The organism is Streptomyces sp. NBC_01142, from assembly GCF_026341125.1.
Classification (GTDB): Bacteria; Actinomycetota; Actinomycetes; order Streptomycetales; family Streptomycetaceae; genus Streptomyces.
This window is the reverse complement of record NZ_JAPEOR010000002.1, coordinates 1418616-1436178: the sequence shown is the minus strand read 5'-3', so window position 1 is coordinate 1436178 and position 17563 is coordinate 1418616. Positions and strand designations below refer to the sequence as shown.

The following is a 17563-nucleotide window of genomic DNA, read 5'->3' as shown; positions in this document are numbered from 1 at the left end:
CTCGTGGTCCATGCCCTCCTGGTCAGTACCCACGGCGACCGCTAGCCGGGCGAGGCGGGCGCGTGACTCCGGGCCAGGCCTCCACGCCGAGGCCGCCGGGCCGGTCGGCGGGCCTCCACTGATGGTGCGCCTGATCGACAGAGGACCTGCTCGGCGCGCTCGGTCTCGTGCTGAATGCCGCCGTACTGTGGACGACCCGCTATCTCGACGCCGCAGTCGAGGAGTTGCGGGCCCTGCCCGCCGAGGAGCGCGAGCACGACGTCCTGGACGAGGACGTCGCCCGCGTCTCCCCGCTCAAGCACGCCAACCTCAACGTGCTCGGCCGGTACAGCTTCCGCGCCTCCACCCCGGTCGACGGCGGCCTGCGCCCGCTGCGCGACCCGGGTGCGGGCGGTCTCGACGAGGACGAAGAGGAATGAGAGCCGCCAACGGGTTCAGGGCCCGGTCAGCCGTACATCGCCACGCGGTAAAGAGTCGCAAGCGCGTCGTCGATGGGATGGGGCTGCGGCTTGCCGGAGGAGTCGAGCCTGTTCCACCTCTGCAGGTTCACCGCGACGGACATCTGCCGTTTGCCGTCGGCACGGATCATGGCCAGTGCTCCACCACCCCAGACCGTGCCGCCATGGCCCCAGAAGGTGCTCTGACCGGGACCCTCCATCGGGTGCAGGCCGAGGCCGTAGTCGATCGTCTTTCCCTCTTGGGAGATGACCGGGCCGATGCGTTGCATCTGCGCCAGCGACGACGGGCTGATGATCTCTCCGGCCAGAAGCAGGCGGTAGAAGCGGTTGAGGTCCGCGACGGTCGATATCAGGGAGCCCGCTGGCCCCGCATATGACATGTCGTAGACGCTGTAGTCGCGCGGTGGGTCGATCATGCCGAACCACGCCTCGTAGAGCTGCGAGTGCGGTCCGTCGACGTACGGTCCGGCGGGGAGTTCGGTGTCCCGGAGCCCGGCGCGCTCGATGACGTTGCGGGTGATGTACCGCTCGGCCGCAGTGCCCGTCACCTCTTCCAGGAGTTGGGCGAGGAGCAAGTAGTTGGTGTTGGAGTACACCCCCGGAGCACCGCCCGGGGCGCCGACGGCAGGTGCGGTGACCCCCATCTCTATCAGTTCAACGGGGTCGAACCGTGTGAACCGGTGGTCGTCCAGGCTCTGGGGCCGGGTGTCCGCGACGACGGGCATCCCCTTGAGGGAGGGGTAGGCGTAAGGGAGGAACTCGGCGAGGCCGCTGGTGTGGTTGATCAGCATCCGGACCGTGATCGCGTCACCGCGTGCTCCGGGAACCAGCTTCGGCAGGTACCGGCCGATCGGTGTGTCGAGACCGATCCGACCGCTCTCGACCTGCTGCAGGACCGCCGCGGCGGTGAAGGTCTTGGTGATGCTGCCGACTCGGTGCCGCATGTCGGCGGTGACAGAGCGGCCGGTGGCGACATCGGCGACCCCGGCGGCGCCGCGCCAGACCTGTTCGCCGTCTCGCACCTCGGCGAACAGGCCCGGCATCCCGGCGCGGTGGACGTTTTCGATGGCGGCGTTCAGTGCCGCGGAATCCAGTGGGTTCTTCACGTCATGCGTCCTTTCGTGTTTCCCGGGGTGAGCTCCACGTCGGTCGCCCGACCCGGGTGACAGGGCACGCCGGCACGTCGGCCCGCCTGCTGCCGGGTCGCTCGGCACGCTCATGTCCTCATTATGCACGCACTGCGTGCAACACCAAGTGCATAGGTTAGACTGAGTTCGACGAGAGGGGCGAAATGGCAGGTCGAAGGCGTTGGTCGACCGAGGAAATCCTGGATGCGGCAGCGGAGTTGCTGCGCACGAGCGACGCGGAGTCGTTCAGCGTGCGCAAGCTCGCCGCGACCCTCGGGACCGATTCCTCCAGCCTCTACCGGCACTTCCGCAGCAAGACAGAACTGCTGCGCGCAGTCGCCGATCGGATCCTCCTGGCGTCCATGGACGGCTACCGCGCCGAGGGCGACTGGAAGCAGCGCATCACCGCGCTGGCCCTGCGCGTGAGAGAGGCGTTCGGGCAGCAGCCCCAGCTCGCCGCGGTCTGGGGACGCTATGCGTCAGGCGGCGCCGGTTCCCGGCTGGTCATGGAAGAGGTGCTGCAGGCGCTGCGCGCGTCGGGGCTGCCCGACGAGGAGATTCCGGTGCGCTACCACCGGCTCGCGGTCCTCATCGCCTCGTTGATCGCCTCCGAGGCCGGAGTCAGCACCATCACCCAGGAAGAGTACGAACAGGGCATGGAGCTGTTCCGCGTCGCGGTACTCGGCGCCGACCCCGAACGCTTCCCCGCCCTGGCCCACTTCGCCCGCGACGTCCGCCCCCTCGGGGCAGACCGCCACGCCGCGTTCGAAGAGGTCCTCGCCGCCCAACTCGCCCACATCGAGGCCGCAATCCGCCCGAGCTAGCCGACCGGCTCGGGAGTGTCGGCAAACGATGGCGAGCTCAAGCGGTCAGCGCATCACCGCTGTTCAAGAGGTCAGCGTAGACCTCTGCCGGAGTGCGGTACCCATGGGTCTTGCGCGGACGATGGTTGAGCTCGTGGGCGATGGCGTCCAGGTCGGCCTGGCTGAACGTGCGGAGGTCCGCGCCCTTGGCAAGGTACTGCCGAAGCAGTCGACCGCCCGGCAGAACCTCGTCCTGGACGAGGCCGGCATCGAGGACCCGGTCGTCTTCGAGGAGGAGCCCGGGACCTCCAGCCGCCTCCACCCCCTCCAGCGGCCGAAATTCCGCGAGCTGCTCACCTACGCGCGGCCGGGCGACACCGTGCACATCTCCGAGATGTTCCGCCTCGTACGCGGCATCGGGCACATCCTCGACGTGCTCGACGTCCTGCACCGTGACCGTCTCGCCCTGCGTATCCACGACGGCGCGTTCTCCGCGATGGACCTCACCGCCCGCCACCCGCGCACCGGAGAGCTGCTGTCCACCGTGAAGTTCATGGTGCAGACCCTCGCAGCCGCCGGCGAACTCCAGCGCGACCTCCAGCGCGAGCTGACCTACGACGGGCTGCGTGCCGCCGAGGCCAAGGGCAACAAGGGCGGCCGCCGCCCGGCCATCGCGAGCGGGAACACCGACACCGTGCGCACCGCGTACCTGGACGGCCAGTCCATCGCTGCCCTGGCCCGCGAGCACGGCGTCAGCCGCGGCGCCGTGCGTACGGCCGTCGCCGACCTCCTGCCCGAGTACACGGCCGCCCCCGAGGACGTCCCGGCCCCGGAGCTGCCGGTCGCCCTCGACATGCCGGGCAAGGTCGCCGACTTCCTCCGCGTCGCCGAACCGGAGCCCGCTGAGCAGGCCGCGCTCGACCAGGGCGCGACCGTACGGCGTGGCCAGGGCTACACCCTGCGCGTCAGCGCCGTCCCCTCCGTGCACCGCGCGCTCCTGGCCCGCTGCCAACCCCTCGACGGCGCCCAGGGCGTCACGGTCGTCCCGGCCCAGCGCAAGGCCCGCCGCGAATACGCGAACCGTATCGACACCCTGGAGGCCGCGGCCGCTACCGGGGCATGATCAATCTCAGCGCCAACCACGGTTCGATTGATCCCCGAGCGCCTCTCCCGACCAGGCGCGACTGCCCTTCTTCTCCCTGCCTCACACCACACGACGGGACTGATCCCGAAGCCCGTGGCCCAGGGCGTGCTGCGCCCAGCCACGCCTTCTCCACCGGGGAGGTGGACCCCTCGACTCGATCAAGCCACTCTCAGCTCGACGAGATCACCGGGCAGGTCAGACCCGCCCGTACCCGACACCGGTGCTGTGCGGGCCGCCAGCCGTGCCCGTGACCAGGCTGGGGGCTCGTCCCGGAGAGAGCAGCGGGTGTCAGTCGCCGGCCTTCACGTCGGCGGCGGTGGCACCCGTGGCGGCGGCCGCCGCCGGGGGCTTGAGCTGGACCCAGCCGGCCTTGCTCGGTGCGCCCTCCTCGTTGAGGAGGAAGAGCATGTAGTAGCCGGGCGGGGCCGCGGCGGCGGTCGGCGGGGCTTGGAGCTCCAGGAAGTTGCCGCTGCGGCTCTTGATGCGCAGTTCGAGGTGACGCTGGCTGGTGTTGATCGAGTGGGTGGCGGTGGTCGGGGCCAGTAGTACGGCGCGGGTGACGTCGCTGGGCGTGCTGGTGCTGACCGTGATCTTCTCGTTGTAGCCGACGCTGGGGTTGAAGACCAGGCCGAGCGACGGGCGGCTGTCCTGGTGGAGGTAGGCCGGCTCGTAGATCTCGATGCTGCCGTTGTTGTTGTCGGTGACGTCGGGGTCGTTGGCGAGCTGCTGGAGTTCGTCGCCCGTGATCATGACGCGGCCGTCCGGGAGGACCACGCCGTTGGAGTGGTAGCCGCGCGGCAGCCGCTGGACGGGGCCGAGTTTCCAGTCGCCGTTCTCGTCGCGCAGTTCGATCTGGCGGTACTTCAGATCGGCGTTGGGGTTGTACGGTCCGTTGCCGTAGTCGCGGATGTCGAAGGCACCGTTGACGGTGAGCAGGTTGCCGTTCGGCAGGAGCAGGGTGTCGTCCTGGGTCCGCCCGAAGGCGCGGGGCTTCTCGGTGTTCCACTTGCCGCCGGCCAGACGGTAGGTGTTCGGGTCATTGCGGTCGCCGCCGAGGACCAGGACCGAGTCGGGACCTCTGAAGCCGGCCGGCAGGGGGACCGCGGAGCCGTAGTTGCGCCTCCACTCCCCGCCGTCCGGGCCGGGCTTGTCCTTGTTGATGTCCGGGCGGTTCGGCAGGTCGGTCTTGGAGTCGGCGACGGTGTCGAAGAGCCATTGCTGGTCCACGGAGCGGCCGAGACCGTAGATCTTCCCGTCACGCAGCGAGAACAGCTGCGGATAGTCCCACTTGAACGGGGCTTCGGTCTTGAGCTTGTCCACTCCCCAGCCGATCGGCTTGACCGACTTGTCGAACGGCACCTGTTGGGTCGCGGCGGGGAAGCGCTCGACGACCGGGGTGGGGGTACCCCAGCCGAGCTCCGACTGACCGGACATGATCACCTGACGTCCGTCGGCGCCGGTGACCACGCTCGGGTACCACCGGCCGACGGACATGTCCTTGTTCAGGTACCACTCCTCCGCCCAGGGGTCGAAGACCAAGGACAGCTTGGCGCCGGAGCCTCCGTTGCCGCCGAGGTTACCGCCGAAGACGCCGAGCATGCCGTTGGGCAGGTAGGAGTGGCCGGCGCAGAAGAACGGGGCCGGGCGGGGCTCGTTCTTGCCGTCGGGCATGTTGATGACCGGAGGCTTCTTCTCGGTGAACGCGGCGGGCCCGGTCCCCTTGGTGGGGTCCCAGATCCAGGCGCGACCGGCGTTCTCCTTGCCGATGGTGTCGGTGGGGGCGGGCTCCTTCTGCGGGTTGCTCTCGATCCGCTCGAAGGAGAACAGCAGGACCTTGCCGGTCGGTAGCAGCGCGATGTGGGCCGCGAAGTCCGGGGACTGGAAGTACTCCCGGAACCGGCCGAACTCGGCGGCGTCGAAGGACGCGTTGGCCTTCTCCTGGGAGGCGGTCAGCGCCTTGAGCCGCTCCGTACGGGTGGTCTGCGGGTACTCGCCGACGCCGGCCATGGCCGCCCGGGTACGGGCGTGCTCCTCGGCGTGCTCCTTGCCGAGCGTCGCCGCCTCCGCCGGGTCGACGGTGACCGGTGCGGTCGCCGCCCGGGAGGCCGGGCCGTAGGGAAACGCATCGCCCTCGTCTCCGTGACCGGTGTGGGCGAGTACGGGGCCGGCCGACACCAGGGCCATGGATGCGGCCATCGCGGTGGCGGCGCATACCGAGATCGCCGCGGCGAGCCGTCGGCGGGCGGGCAGGGGCGGATTACTGCGGGACATGGGACTCCTTACCGGAGGGATGAAGGCGCACCAGCCCCGACCAGGGGACGCGTCGGGGACGGGCTGAGCCAGGACTGCCACCCGTTCACGCAAAGTGACACGCTTCAGCTTTCCGGCGGGTTGCTCGGCTGTCACCCCGAGTCATGCAGGCGGGTGACCGCGAGCCGCGAAAGCGCCCCACCGCACCTCGTGTGCCCACCGACCAGCACGTTTGCGGACAACAAACGGGTGACGGACAGCTTCATCGGCCGGTCGGCCACCGGAAGCCCACATGAGTGCCGCGTACGTTGCTGACTACTCTGCGCAATAACGGCGTAAGAGCTGTCGATCTTCTGGAGTGAGCATGGACGACCTCAAGCTGCGTGACAGCGACGACATCCAGGGCGATGTGATCGCCGGCTTCAAGAAGGACCAGATGACCCTGCTGTTCCTCAAGTTCGAGGACCCGGCGCGGGCGCGTACCTGGGTCAAGACCCTGGAACCGCAGATCTCCACGACGAGGCAGGTGGCGACCTTCAACACCGCCTTCAGCAAGGCCAGGAAGGCCTCGGCCGGCGACGACCCGAAGACGCTGAAGGCCACCTGGATCAACGTCAGTTTCACCTGCGCGGGCCTGCGGGAGCTGACCGGAAAGGACCCGCTGCCCTCCGTCAAGCCCGGCAGCGGCCTGGAGGCCTTCAAGCAGGGCTCGGACAAGCGGGCACTCGGGGACACCGGCGACAGCTCGCCGGAGATCTGGCTCTTCGGCAACGGCAAGGGCCAGGTCGTCCACGCCGTCCTCACCGTCGCCTCCGACACCGTCCAGGACCTCCAGGCGACGGTCAGACAGCAGCGCGAGGCCGCCGCCGCGGCCAAGATCGTGATCGTGTTCCAGCAGGACGCCGCCACACTGCCCGGCAGCCGGAGAGGCAAGGAGCACTTCGGCTTCAAGGACGGCGTCAGCGAGCCCGGCGTGACCGGCTTCGACGAGCCGGACCCCGTCAAGCCCGAGTACGTCAAGGGCCATCACGGCACCCGGCTGATCCCGCCCGGCGAGTTCGTCGTCGGGCACGACCGTGTCGGCGGCGTGCCGCACGAGACGCCCGACTGGGCCGACAACGGCAGCTTCCAGGTGGTGCGCCGGCTCGGCCAGGACGTCCCGGGCTTCTGGTTCCAGGCCGCCGCCCAGCTGAAGGTGCTCAAGGAGGCCAAGGTGGTGCCGCCTGAGGCCACCTCGGAGTGGCTGGCCGCCCGCCTCGTCGGCCGGTGGCGGTCCGGCACCCCCGTCGCCACGTGCCCCCATGCCGACAGGCCCTCCAACGCCCTGGCCGGCGACGACAATGACTTCGGCTACCGCAACGACCCCGAGGGCTTCATCACCCCGCTCTTCTCGCACCTGCGCAACACCAACCCCCGGGACGGCCTGCAGGAGAAGCCCGGCGATCGGCCGCTCGACGAGAATCCGTTCATGGACCGCCGCCGGATCATCCGCCGCGGCGCCCCGTACGGCGCACCCTTCGACCCTGCCTCGGAGGGGCCCGGCGGGCCCGACGAGAAGCGCGGCCTGCTCTTCGTCTGCTACCAGTCGGACCTCGTGCAGCAGTTCGAGTTCATCCAGAAGGCGTGGATCGACAGCCCGGACTTTCCGCCCAACCGGACCAACAAGCCCGGCCCCGACGGAATGGTCGGCGCAGCCGGCAAGCTCAGCTACGAGACCCCCGGCAAGACCACTCAGCTGATCCTCAGCCAGTTCGTCGTCACCGAGGGGTCCGTCTACGCCTTCGTCCCCTCGCTGACCCTGCTGCGGCTGCTCGGTGACGGCCGACTCACCGACAAGCCGCCCGCCGTCGTCCGGCCGACCGACGCCTTCCTGCCCGTCCCCGGCATGCAGCGGGACCAGGGCAAGAGCTGGTACTGGGCGTACGGGGCGGGCAGCGACGGCGCCGTCTGCCGGACCATCTCCATCGCCGACGGCGACGAGCACACGGACGTCCGGGAACGCCCCGATCGACCGCTGACCGCCTGGCCGTGCTACGCCGGGGTGACGAAGGTCGACGCGATCCTGCCCGTCCCGGACGAGCAGCGGATCAACGGCCGCAGCCGGTTCTGGCTGTTCCACACCGTCGAGGGCCGCCAGGTCTACCGGCGGATCTGGATCGCCGACGGCGCCGAGTCCGGACTCCCTCCCGAGCAGGCGGCCGGGATCGACATCCCGGATCGTTCGCTCTCCGCCTGGGTCTCGTTCAGCGGCGTCGAAAGGGTGGACGCCTTCCTGCCGGTGCCCGACATGCAGCGGGTGAACGGTAAGAGCCACTACTGGGTCTTCCACACCCTCATGGGCCGTCAGGTCTACCGGCTCGTGTCGGTCGCCGACGGCAGGATGCACCAGGACGCCCTCGAGCGCGGCGACCGCGGGCTCGACCTGTGGCGATCACTGAACGGGATCACCCAGGTCGACGAATTCCTCGCGGTACCGGACATGCAGCGGATCAACGGCATGAGTCTGTTCTGGGTGTTCCACCAGGACGAGTACCGGATCATCGTGATCCGCGACGGCAGTGGCCACGAGGACCAGATCACGGTCGACGACCGGCCCCTGACCATGTGGACGTCCCTGACAGGTTGACCGTGCCTCGGACGCTCGAGAGGTGGCCCATCGCGGTCAGCGAGTTCGGCTCGGGCTCGCGGGCGGGGACGGTGGGCCTCCTGGCGGGGATTGGTCCTGCGCAACGGGCCAGGGTGAAGTGAACGAGTGAGAAGTACTCCCGCTGGTCCTCCGGGCACTGGTCGTTGAGGTTCTCACTCGCAGGATCTCGAGGTCGTTGCCGGCAGCGGCGGGGTGAACCTGACCGGCTCAACCGCCGAGGAGATTGCCGTCGCTCAGGAGGAAGTCGCCAGGGACATGGGCTGGTGACTCGCCCCGATCAGGCACGGTCGATGAGTGAGCCGCTCGCCTTCGCTGCGCGTGCACCCCAGGTCGATCGCCGGCGTCGTGGTGAGTGGTACTTCGTCCTCAGCCGGAGAGCCCGGCCGCCATGGCCGCCGGGTAGGGGTCCTGGTGTGTCAGGCATATCCGTAGGTCCTGGCCAGTACGCCTACCGTGTCGGCCATCGCTCGGCGCAGTTCCGCCGGCGCGACAACCTCGACGTCGGTGCCGAGTCGCAGCAGTTCACCGCACGCGTGCTCGGTGCTCTCGGTCGGGATGACCGCTTCGACCCATCCGTCGTCGCCGATGGCGGTCGCGGTGGAGTCGACTTCCCGCACCAGCTCCGGGGGAAGGTTGTCGGGCAGGCGTCGGCGTCCCCGTGGGGACAAGCGGATGGTGGCTGTGCCGATGTAGCGGCGCGTCCGGAAATCGTCGAGGTGGGAGGTCCAGTACGCGCCCAGGTCGAAGTCCTGCGGTCGGTCGAACCGCTCGTCGCTCAGCACCGCGTCGAGGACTTGGCCGACCCGGTAGGTCGCGATCCGGCTCACCGTAGCGGCCGCGAGATACCAGACACCGGACTTGAGTACCAGGCCGTAGGGGCGAAGGCGGCGATGCACCTCTTGCGGCGCGCGCCAACGGCGGTAGCGCACCTCCACCGCACGCCGGGTGAGCACGGCGTCGACGAACAGGGGTAGATGCGGCGTCTGTTCGGGCTCCCGGTACCAGGCCGGAGCGTCCAGGTGGAACACCGCCGCGTACGCGCCGCCTCCTCCCGCAGTTCCGCCGGCAACGCGGCCAGCAACTTCAGCCTGGCTGCCGTCACCTCCGTGGCGAGCCCCAGGTCGGCGGCGGGATCGGCCATCCCGCCTGCACCACATGCACGGAACGGTACGAAGGGGCCGCGGCCCGCCGGACGAGTGGCTTCGGTCGGGCGGTCAGCGAGTTCGGGCGGCCATGGAACGGCGGATGGCTTCGCGGGCTGGTCAACGAGACGCATCTGTAGCCCTGCAGGCGTTTCCTCAGTTGGTCAGACCCGCGCACCCGGAACATGGCGCGGCTCGGCGACCAGTCCGTAGATGACGAGCACGGACAGGGCCATGGTGACCAGCGACCACAGAGGGAAGGCGGAGAGGAAGATCAACTGGCCCACCATGCAGGCGGCTGCCAGCACGATGCCGGTGATCCGCGCGGCTCTCGACCCGACGAACACACCCACGCCGGCCAGGACCTGGGCGATGCCGACGATGATCCACACCCAGCCCCAGGCGGCATAGTTGAAGATGAGCAGCCGGTTTCCATGATCGGCGGTCGTCTCGTAGTAGCCGTGGTCCAGCAGGGCGACGAAGCCGTTGATGATGTCGAACAGGCCGCTCAGCAGGAGAAGGATCCCGGCGAACGCCACCCAGTGCGACTGCTCGAGCGGCGGTACTGCGCGGGCGTCCGAATTGGCTGGTTCTGACTGCATGGACCCACCAAACCTGGCCGCCGGAGGCGGCGCAACAGGTGATGAGCCGCTGAGGTGAGGTGCGGATTCCCCCACGGTGCACCTCATGCGTCATGGTGCTCGGCACACTCGGCACAGTTGACGGGGTGCACGCTGCGGAGGCGTCTCCTCCGAGGGTGAACCGCCTCACCAACAGCTGTCTCGGGCGGTCCCGCAGCGGTGAGCGCCGCCTGTGCGGCTGATGTGAAGCACCCGCCGGGGCGCAGGGGGAGCGGGGTGCGCAGCAGGCTTCCACGCGGAGAAGCAACCCGGAGGCACCCACACCGGCGCGGTCCGGGAGAGGCGAGCTGGAGGAATTCACCGACGCCGACACCGACCTGCGAAGTGGCGATGCGGGCGACGATGTCTGATCCCGGCGGCGGACCTGGATCAGGCACGGACCGTCAGCCGGGACGCCGGTGCGCAGGCGTGGGCCGACCGAGTGGCCCATCCCGGTGTCCTGCGCAGGAAGCGCACGGTGCTCCGCCGAAGCCGGTTGACTCCCACCTGGTGCCCGGTGATCGAGGAGAGAAGCAGCCGTGACGGACGACGAGATCCTCCTCGGCATCGCGTCGACGCTGGTGCTCGCCACTGGATCGCAGATCCTGGCGAACAAGCTGAGAGTCCCTGCCCTGATTCTCCTGCTGCCGGTCGGCTTCACCGCAGGCGCCCTGACCGACATCATCCACCCCGCGAGGCTGGTGGGGCCGGACTTCTCCGCCCTGGTGTCACTGTCGGTGGCAGTGATTCTGTACGACGCCGGCCTGGGGCTGGACCTGCGCAACCTCACCGGCCGCACCCGGGCCATCGTGGGCAGGCTGCTGGTGTTCGGCGTGATCCTGACCTTCCTTGTCGTCTCGGCGGTCGGCCCGGCGTTGTTCAGCATGCCGCTCAGGGTGGCGTCGATGGTGGGCGTAATCCTCGTGGTGTCCGGTCCCACCGTCGTGGGTCCGCTGCTCGACTTCGTACGGCCCACGGACAAGGTGCGGCGCATCCTGATCTGGGAAGGGACGCTGACCGACCCGATCGGCGGCATTCTCGGGGCACTTGTCTTCCACGCCATCGCCACGACGCACCGCATCGACATCGGCAGGGGATATCAATTCGGCCAGTTCCTGATCAGCATGGGCGTCGGTCTCGTGGGCGGGGCGGTGGGCACCGCGCTGCTCTGGCTGACGCTGCGCACCCTCCGGCTCGGCGAGACACTCGGCACGCTGGCACAACTGACCACAGTGATCGCCGTGTCGGCGGTGTGCGACATCGTCCGCGACGACACAGGGCTCATCGCCGCGATCGTCACGGGACTGGCGGTCACCAACATCCGGGGCTTCGACATGCCGGCCCGCCGCCCCTTCTTCGGAACGCTGGTCCAACTGATCATCGGATTGCTGTTCGTCTCCATCTCGTCCACCGTCACTCCGGAGTCGCTGGTGCCCGTGCTCCTGCCTGCCCTGGTTCTCATGGCGATCCTCGTCCTCGTGGTACGGCCGCTGGTGGCCTTCGCCGCCACCCGGAAGACGGGCCTCACCTTCGGGGAGCGGGCCTTCACCGGATGGATGGCACCGCGCGGCATCGTCGCCGCCTCGACTGCGTCGGCCTTCGCCGCTGCCCTCGTCGAGAAGGGGATTCCCGGCGCCGGCAGGATCCTTCCGGTCACGTTCCTGGTGATCGTGGGAACGGTCCTGCTCTACGCGCTGACCGCCGCGCCCGTGGCCCGACGCCTGGGAGTGGTCAAGCCGTCGGGCACCCGGCCGCTGCTGGTGGGCGGTCATCCGTGGGTGATCGACCTGGGAAGGGCACTGCGGTCGGCCGGGCTCGACGTGCTCATGTGGGCGGGACTCGACGAGGAACGGGAACGGATCAAGGACGCCGGGATCGAACTGGCCAAAGGAGACATGCTGGCCACGGCCACCAACCCCCGGGCACGGCTGGAGGGCGTCACGGCCGTCCTCCTGCTGACCGACGACGACGACTTCAACGCGCTCGCATCGGTCGTGGCGCAGGACAACGTGGAAGGCCCCGTCTACCGGGTCGGTCCCCCGCACGAAAGCCATGGCGTCGTCGCCCCCTACACGGGCGGCGAGATCCTCTTCGGCGCTTCACTGGTCCGGCACGTCCTGGCAGCGCGCTACGAACGGGGGGACCGTTTTCTGGTGCAGCCCGCATCCCAGCCGATCCCGCCGGACCACGAAAAGCTGTTCGTCGTCCGCGCCGACGGCCGGCTGGTCCCGGTCACCCAGACGCAGTCCGCCACCCCGCAGGAGGACGACACCGTCGTACTTCTCGGCCCGGCGTCGTCCACCGCCTGAACGGATTACGTGCCGCGTTTCCTCGTGCGGTTCAGCGTGGCGGCCAGCGGCGGCCGGCGTGATCGCCGCATCGATGTGCGCCAGGTGAGTGAATGCCTGCGGGAAGTTTCCCAACTGGCGCCCTGGCAGGTCGATTTCCTCCGAGTGCAGGCCCGGATGGTTCGCGTACGTCAGCATGGGGACCGGCCCGGGGAAGGGCTGTGGGAGACCCGAGGGGCATTCGGCCATGGGGAGCCCCTTCAGGTGCCACCCGATCAGCCAGGGCACGGAACTTCCGAAGAGCCTCCCGAGCGGGTTCGCCGGCACCTCGGCCTGCGGTTCTGCCTCTGCACCGTCCGGGCTGCGGCCTTACCGTGTGCTTGCAGGACCGTGGAGACGAACAGCCGAATCCGGAGGGTGCCCGTGGTGTCGAGCCTTGAGCCGCCGCCCGCAGAGGGCTCGATCCCCGGGTACGAGCGATGATCTCGTGGGCCCTCGCCTTCCGGCTGCGGCAGTACGCCAAGGCGAGCCTGTGGATCATCCCGCTGTTCGGATTCGTACTCGGGGTGGTACTGGCCGAGTGTTCCGCTGCTCTGGACCGAGCGGACTGGCTGCCGTACCACTGGCAGTACTCCGCGACGACGGCAAGCACTGTGCTCAGCTCTGTCGTCGGCTCGATGGTCGCGCTGCTGGGCTTCGTCGTGACCATCGGCGTTCTCGTCGTCCAACAGGCCACGGGCACACTGTCCCCGCGCTACATGCGCCTGTGGTACCGCGACCGCCTGCAGAAGGCCGTGCTCGCCACATTCACCGGAACGTTCGCGTTCGCCTACACCCTGCTGCGGAGCATCGAGTCGGACACCGTACCCGACCTGGGGGTGACCCTGGCCGGCGTGGCCGTCGCCGTCAGCCTGCTGCTCCTGCTGGTCTACCTCAACCGTTTCACCCACAACCTCCGGCCGGTGGCCATCGCGGACCTGGTGGGAGGCATGGGCGCGAAGGTGCTCGCCCACGGAGCCGCGGAGATTCGGGCACGCTCCGCGGTGCGCGGCGGCGACCCCTTGCCGCCGCCCGGTCCGGTGAGGCACATGCGATCCGAGCGTGGTGGAGTGCTCCAGGCCATCGACGCGGCCGGGCTGTTGGCCGCCGCCACCCGCCACGACTGCGTCTTCGTGATGGTCCACCCGGTCGGCGACTTCGTGGCGCCCGGCGCGACCCTCGTCGAGGTCCATGGCGGCACGTCGGCGCTCGATCCGCGCCGGGTGACCGGACACGTCGCCCTCGGCGTGGAGCGGACCATCGAACAGGATCCCGCCTTCGCCCTGCGCATCCTCGTCGACATCGCCATCCGTGCGCTCTCGCCCGCCGTGAACGACCCCACGACCGCCGTTCAGGTGCTCAACCACATCGAGGCTTTCCTGTACAGGGTCGGTCGTACCGCACTCCGCAGTCACTACGTGCTGGCCGACGACCACGGCCGGCCGCGCCTCGTGGTGCCGGGTCGCGGGTGGGAGGACTACCTCCAGGTCGGTGTCACCGAGATTCGTGAGTACGGGGCAACATCCCTCCAGATCTGCAGACGGCTGCGCGCGCTGCTGGACGGCCTGCTCGAGACCCTGTCCGCCGAGCATCTGCCGGCGGTCCGCGTGGAGCTCGAGTTCCTCGACGCGGCGGTGGAACGCGAGTTCACCGACCCCCGCCGCCACGTCGTGGCATGCACGGCCGACCCGCAGGGCATCGGCGGCGGGCGACGCCCGGAAGCCGCACCTCCGGGATGAACGCCCGCGGGTCGGGCCCGCGCGGACCGGAACGGGCCGTGCGGGCGACTCGCAGGCCCACGAACTCGACACACTCCACGCGGTCGACACGAGCTTCCTCCCGGGCATCGGAGCACCCGGTCGGGTGACGAGCTAGCCGGCCCCGGGGCCCATCGACCCGGCGCCACGGCGCCGGCGAGGGCAGACCGCGTCAGGACTTGGGCAGGGTGTTGATGTAGTTGGTGCCGGTGGAGTAGAAGCCGTCCACGGCCTTCTGGACATCCGCCGGCGACACGGCCCGACCAGCTTGGTAGTAGGTCCAGTTGACCTTCATGTCCCAGGTGCGCGGACCCGCAAAGGGCAGGTCGATGAGCCACGCGCTGAAGTGGATGCCCATGCGCTCGCGCGGGAAGTACCTGCTGTCGTTGCTGAACACCTTGCGGCCGTCCAGGGAGTAGGTGACCTTCCCGTTCTGAGCGGTGATCATCACGGTGTGCCAGCCCTTGAGGGACTTCTTCAGGCCGCGGGTGACCCTGTCCCCCTTCTGGCTGTTGCGCCAGCTCGTGGTGTCGAGTTGGGGACCCGGCGAACCCCACCCTCCGTTCGGCATGTACTCGTAGTCGAGTTCGCTGTAGTTCGGCGACGTGTCCACGGGTGAGATCGCGAAAAAGGACTCATTGATGTGGTCGCCGTCGCGGCCACTCGTGGGCTTGTCGCTGAAGTGGACCCGGGCGGCAACGGTCCCCGTGAAGAAGTCGGGTCTGGTGGTGTGCAGCTCGGCCTGCCGGGTGGCCTTCCTGGTCCCGTCGGTGTTGACCCGCAGCTGCAGCGCCTGGCCCCCCTGGGCCGTTGGCTCGGACGGGAAGCTGATGCCTGCGGCCGACCAGGTGTCGCGGATCCCCGGGCCGCCCTCGCCGGTGCGGGCCTGCCAGCCGTTGGAGGCGAGCGCGGGGTCGTCGGGGCCGCTGTAGTGGAAGTTGTCGAACATGACCCCAGCCGGTGGCGCGGCCGCCGCCGATACCGGAGTGGGCGAGTCCTTCCCCGGCGCGGGGGCGCCACCGCTCTGCTCCTCCCCCCAGACGAGCCCGCCACGGAGGTACGCGGTCACCAGCTTCGACGGCGCGTAGTGGGTCTTCTCGGCGTTGTACGAGCGGTCGTTCGCCTGGTCCAGCTTCTTGTGGTCGAGGCGATAGAGCTGAAGCCCGATCCCCTGGCTGGTTTCACCGGGCGCCAGGCTGCCTGCTCCTGGTGTGAAGCCGATCTGGACGTAACGGCTGTCGGCCTGGGTCGGCCCGGCCACTGTGCCGATCTTCACGGTGATGTTCGAGCAGCCGACATGGGTCTGGACGCAATTGGAGCCGTACTCGGAGGAGTCTTCCACGGTGAAGTAGTAGCGCAGAGTCACATCGCTCAAAGCCACGTCTTTCTTGGAAGTATTGATCACTTCCAGCCACGGCTTGGCCACGGTGGCTGTGGCCGGAACGTCGGTCCGATAGCGGACCGTCAGGTCAGTGGGCTCGGGATCGGCGGAATGCAACAGGGTATAGAGCGCGGCGCCGCCGGCGCCAAGTACGGCCACGAGAAGCAGTAATTTGAGCACGGTCCCCGCGCGACGAGGAGATTTGCGGCGGGAACGGCTCACGGAAACTCCCTCAGCGAGACGCAGGGGCGGGCGGCACCGGGTACACACGCTCGCGTCAGATGTATGACTGGGTCAAAATTCGGTGCCATCGTAACCATGGTTCACCAGAACTCGTGAGCCGCCGATTGGAATCACGGATTCCAATTAGCGGTTTGCTTTTCCCTTTCGGGGACCGGGGCGCGTGTGCCATACGTTCGGGTGGACGCGGCGAGAGGGCCGATCTCCAGAAGTGTTCTAGATCACTACTCGGCGCACCCTGCGGATTTGAAGTGTCCGACCTTGTCACGTTTTGCCAGCCGGGAGCGCGCTCGGTGTTCGGCTGTACGCCCCTTCAACGGCCCATGGCCGAGCCGGTCCTGACAGAGCGTTCGTACGCACTTACGGTACCTTCTCGATGTTTTCACAAGATCAGCACAACGTGTCGATCTTGCAGGTCCGTCTCGGGGGGAGACATCTTGTTAGGCACCACCACGCGCCCTGGGCGTCGTGCGCGTCGTGCGCGACGTGCAGGGCGGGCGCGACGCGGGCACACCGAAGCGCCGCGCACGTCGGGCAGTCGGCACCGCAGGGGCCGCATATCCCCTGATGAGGCGGGTAGCGCCGCCCTCTACGAGACCGTCGTCCTTGTCCCGGCGCGGAACGAAGAGGTCGGAGTATTCACGTCGCTGCGGTCCCTGGCCGGCCAGAGCCGACGCCCTGACCTCATCATCGTGGTCGTCAACAACTCGACCGACCGCACCGAGGACTTCGCGCGCGAGTTCGCGGACGACGAGAGCACGCCGCCGACGGTCGTTCTGAACTTCGACAACAACCCGCACAAGAAGGCGGGCGCTCTCAACTACGGCCTCCGCTGGCTCAGGGAGGCCGTCGGCGGACGGCTGACCGGCCAGGTGCGGCACGTCCTCGTCATGGACGCCGACACCGAGCTGCACCCGAAGTTCGTCGAACGGGCCCGCAACGTCATCGCGTCGGATCCAGAACTCGGCGGCGTAAGCGCCGCCTGCCTCGGCCGCACCGACCTGTGGCGCAACCCGTGGCAGCGGTATCTCCTCGGCATGCAGATCATCGAGTACGGCCGGGCCGCCAACGCCCGCTATCGCAGCGACGTCCACACCATGTCGGGGGCCGGGTCCTTCTACCGGGCAGAGGCCCTGCAGAGTCTGCTCGACTGGCGGGGCGAGGTCTTCTGGGAGGACCACGCCAATCTGGTGGAGGACTACGAGACCACGTTGGCACTCAAGGAGTCCGGCTGGAAGGTCACGGCCAACCAGCTCTGTATCGCGTACACCGACCTCATGCCCACGCTGCGCGAGCTGGTTCAGCAGCGCGAACGGTGGAGCCGCGGCACCGTGGACACCCTGCGCGCCCGCGGCTGGACGAAGTTCACCTGGCACTCCATCACCACCCTGATTCTGGGGCTCCTGGGCGCCGCCTACATTCTGGGCTGGGGCTCGACGCAACTCGTGATGGCCGCGAAGCACGGCTTCTCCCAGCAGCCGGTCTTCTGGGTGCTCTTCAGTTTCTGGATCGTCTATCCCGCACTCCGGGTACGGAGTCTCGGGTGGAAAGCGATGCTCGTCGAGGCCTTGCTGATTCCGGAGCTGGTGTTCACGGTAGTCCGGACGTATTGGCTTGTGTCGTCCATCGTGAAGTCCTATGTCACCCGCGTGTCCACGTGGAAATGA

At 68.7% G+C, this 17563-nt stretch carries 10 protein-coding genes and 4 pseudogenes; 7 read left to right on the top strand and 7 right to left on the bottom strand.

Annotation, left to right across the window (positions count from 1 at the left end):
* Positions 1 to 140: 140 nt before the first annotated feature.
* Positions 141 to 419 (top strand): annotated as a pseudogene (locus tag OG883_RS23995) (Tn3 family transposase); the annotation flags it as partial.
* Positions 420 to 445: 26 nt separating this feature from the next.
* On the opposite strand, the gene OG883_RS23990 reads toward OG883_RS23995, so the two are convergent.
* The gene (locus OG883_RS23990) at positions 446 to 1564 is read right to left on the bottom strand and encodes a serine hydrolase (protein WP_266544404.1); all 1119 of its coding nucleotides are present in this window, start codon (positions 1562 to 1564) and stop codon (positions 446 to 448) included.
* Positions 1565 to 1749: 185 nt separating this feature from the next.
* Here OG883_RS23990 and OG883_RS23985 point away from each other — a divergent pair, with 185 nt between their 5' ends.
* Entirely contained in the window at positions 1750 to 2409 is a 660-nt protein-coding gene (locus OG883_RS23985) for a TetR/AcrR family transcriptional regulator (protein ID WP_266544402.1), read from the top strand.
* Positions 2410 to 2446: 37 nt separating this feature from the next.
* Here OG883_RS23985 and OG883_RS23980 read toward each other — a convergent pair.
* Positions 2447 to 2617 (bottom strand): annotated as a pseudogene (locus OG883_RS23980) (IS30 family transposase); the annotation flags it as partial.
* Here OG883_RS23980 and OG883_RS23975 point away from each other — a divergent pair.
* The gene (locus OG883_RS23975; protein WP_266544399.1) at positions 2543 to 3511 is read left to right on the top strand and encodes a recombinase family protein; all 969 of its coding nucleotides are present in this window, start codon (positions 2543 to 2545) and stop codon (positions 3509 to 3511) included. The pseudogene OG883_RS23980 and the gene OG883_RS23975 sit on opposite strands and share 75 nt — an antisense overlap.
* Positions 3512 to 3820: 309 nt before the next feature.
* Here OG883_RS23975 and OG883_RS23970 read toward each other — a convergent pair whose 3' ends face one another.
* Positions 3821 to 5803, bottom strand: coding sequence for a galactose oxidase early set domain-containing protein (locus tag OG883_RS23970; protein WP_266544397.1), 1983 nt, complete (start codon positions 5801 to 5803; stop codon positions 3821 to 3823).
* A gap of 343 nt (positions 5804 to 6146) precedes the next feature.
* Between OG883_RS23970 and OG883_RS23965 the strand changes: the two genes are divergently transcribed.
* Positions 6147 to 8408: a Dyp-type peroxidase gene (locus OG883_RS23965; protein ID WP_266544394.1), complete on the top strand. Its 2262-nt coding sequence runs from the start codon at positions 6147 to 6149 to the stop codon at positions 8406 to 8408.
* A gap of 437 nt (positions 8409 to 8845) precedes the next feature.
* Here the strand turns inward: OG883_RS23965 and OG883_RS23960 are convergent.
* Together OG883_RS23960 and OG883_RS23955 are read right to left on the bottom strand one after the other, a co-directional pair.
* Positions 8846 to 9573, bottom strand: a pseudogene (locus tag OG883_RS23960) (helix-turn-helix transcriptional regulator); the annotation flags it as partial.
* 162 nt (positions 9574 to 9735) lie between these two features.
* Entirely contained in the window at positions 9736 to 10173 is a 438-nt protein-coding gene (locus OG883_RS23955) for a hypothetical protein (RefSeq protein ID WP_266544391.1), read from the bottom strand.
* 557 nt (positions 10174 to 10730) lie between these two features.
* Here OG883_RS23955 and OG883_RS23950 point away from each other — a divergent pair.
* Positions 10731 to 12500, top strand: a complete 1770-nt coding sequence (locus OG883_RS23950; protein WP_266544388.1) for a sodium:proton antiporter — start codon at positions 10731 to 10733, stop codon at positions 12498 to 12500.
* Positions 12501 to 12557: 57 nt separating this feature from the next.
* On the opposite strand, the pseudogene OG883_RS46835 reads toward OG883_RS23950, so the two are convergent.
* A pseudogene (locus OG883_RS46835) lies at positions 12558 to 12677 on the bottom strand (glycoside hydrolase family 15 protein); the annotation flags it as partial.
* Between the two features lie 281 nt (positions 12678 to 12958).
* Here OG883_RS46835 and OG883_RS23945 point away from each other — a divergent pair.
* Positions 12959 to 14257: a DUF2254 domain-containing protein gene (locus OG883_RS23945; RefSeq protein WP_266544385.1), complete on the top strand. Its 1299-nt coding sequence runs from the start codon at positions 12959 to 12961 to the stop codon at positions 14255 to 14257.
* Positions 14258 to 14447: 190 nt separating this feature from the next.
* On the opposite strand, the gene OG883_RS23940 is transcribed toward OG883_RS23945, so the two are convergent.
* Entirely contained in the window at positions 14448 to 15815 is a 1368-nt protein-coding gene (locus tag OG883_RS23940; RefSeq protein WP_266544383.1) for a cellulose binding domain-containing protein, read from the bottom strand.
* A 122-nt stretch (positions 15816 to 15937) separates the two neighbouring features.
* On the opposite strand from OG883_RS23940, the gene OG883_RS23935 reads away from it, so the two are divergent.
* A complete protein-coding gene (locus OG883_RS23935) occupies positions 15938 to 17563 on the top strand; it encodes a glycosyltransferase family 2 protein (RefSeq protein WP_323180958.1) in 1626 nt (541 codons plus the stop codon).

Excerpts from the sequence above, each read along its gene's own strand:
- OG883_RS23935 (WP_323180958.1), top strand. The coding sequence starts at position 15,938 with ATGTATGACTGGGTCAAAATTCGGTGCCATCGTAACCATGGTTCACCA.
- OG883_RS23985 (WP_266544402.1), top strand. The coding sequence starts at position 1,750 with ATGGCAGGTCGAAGGCGTTGGTCGACCGAGGAAATCCTGGATGCGGCA.
- OG883_RS23955 (WP_266544391.1), bottom strand. The coding sequence starts at position 10,173 with ATGCAGTCAGAACCAGCCAATTCGGACGCCCGCGCAGTACCGCCGCTC.
- OG883_RS23945 (WP_266544385.1), top strand. The coding sequence starts at position 12,959 with ATGATCTCGTGGGCCCTCGCCTTCCGGCTGCGGCAGTACGCCAAGGCG.
- OG883_RS23970 (WP_266544397.1), bottom strand. The coding sequence starts at position 5,803 with ATGTCCCGCAGTAATCCGCCCCTGCCCGCCCGCCGACGGCTCGCCGCG.
- OG883_RS23965 (WP_266544394.1), top strand. The coding sequence starts at position 6,147 with ATGGACGACCTCAAGCTGCGTGACAGCGACGACATCCAGGGCGATGTG.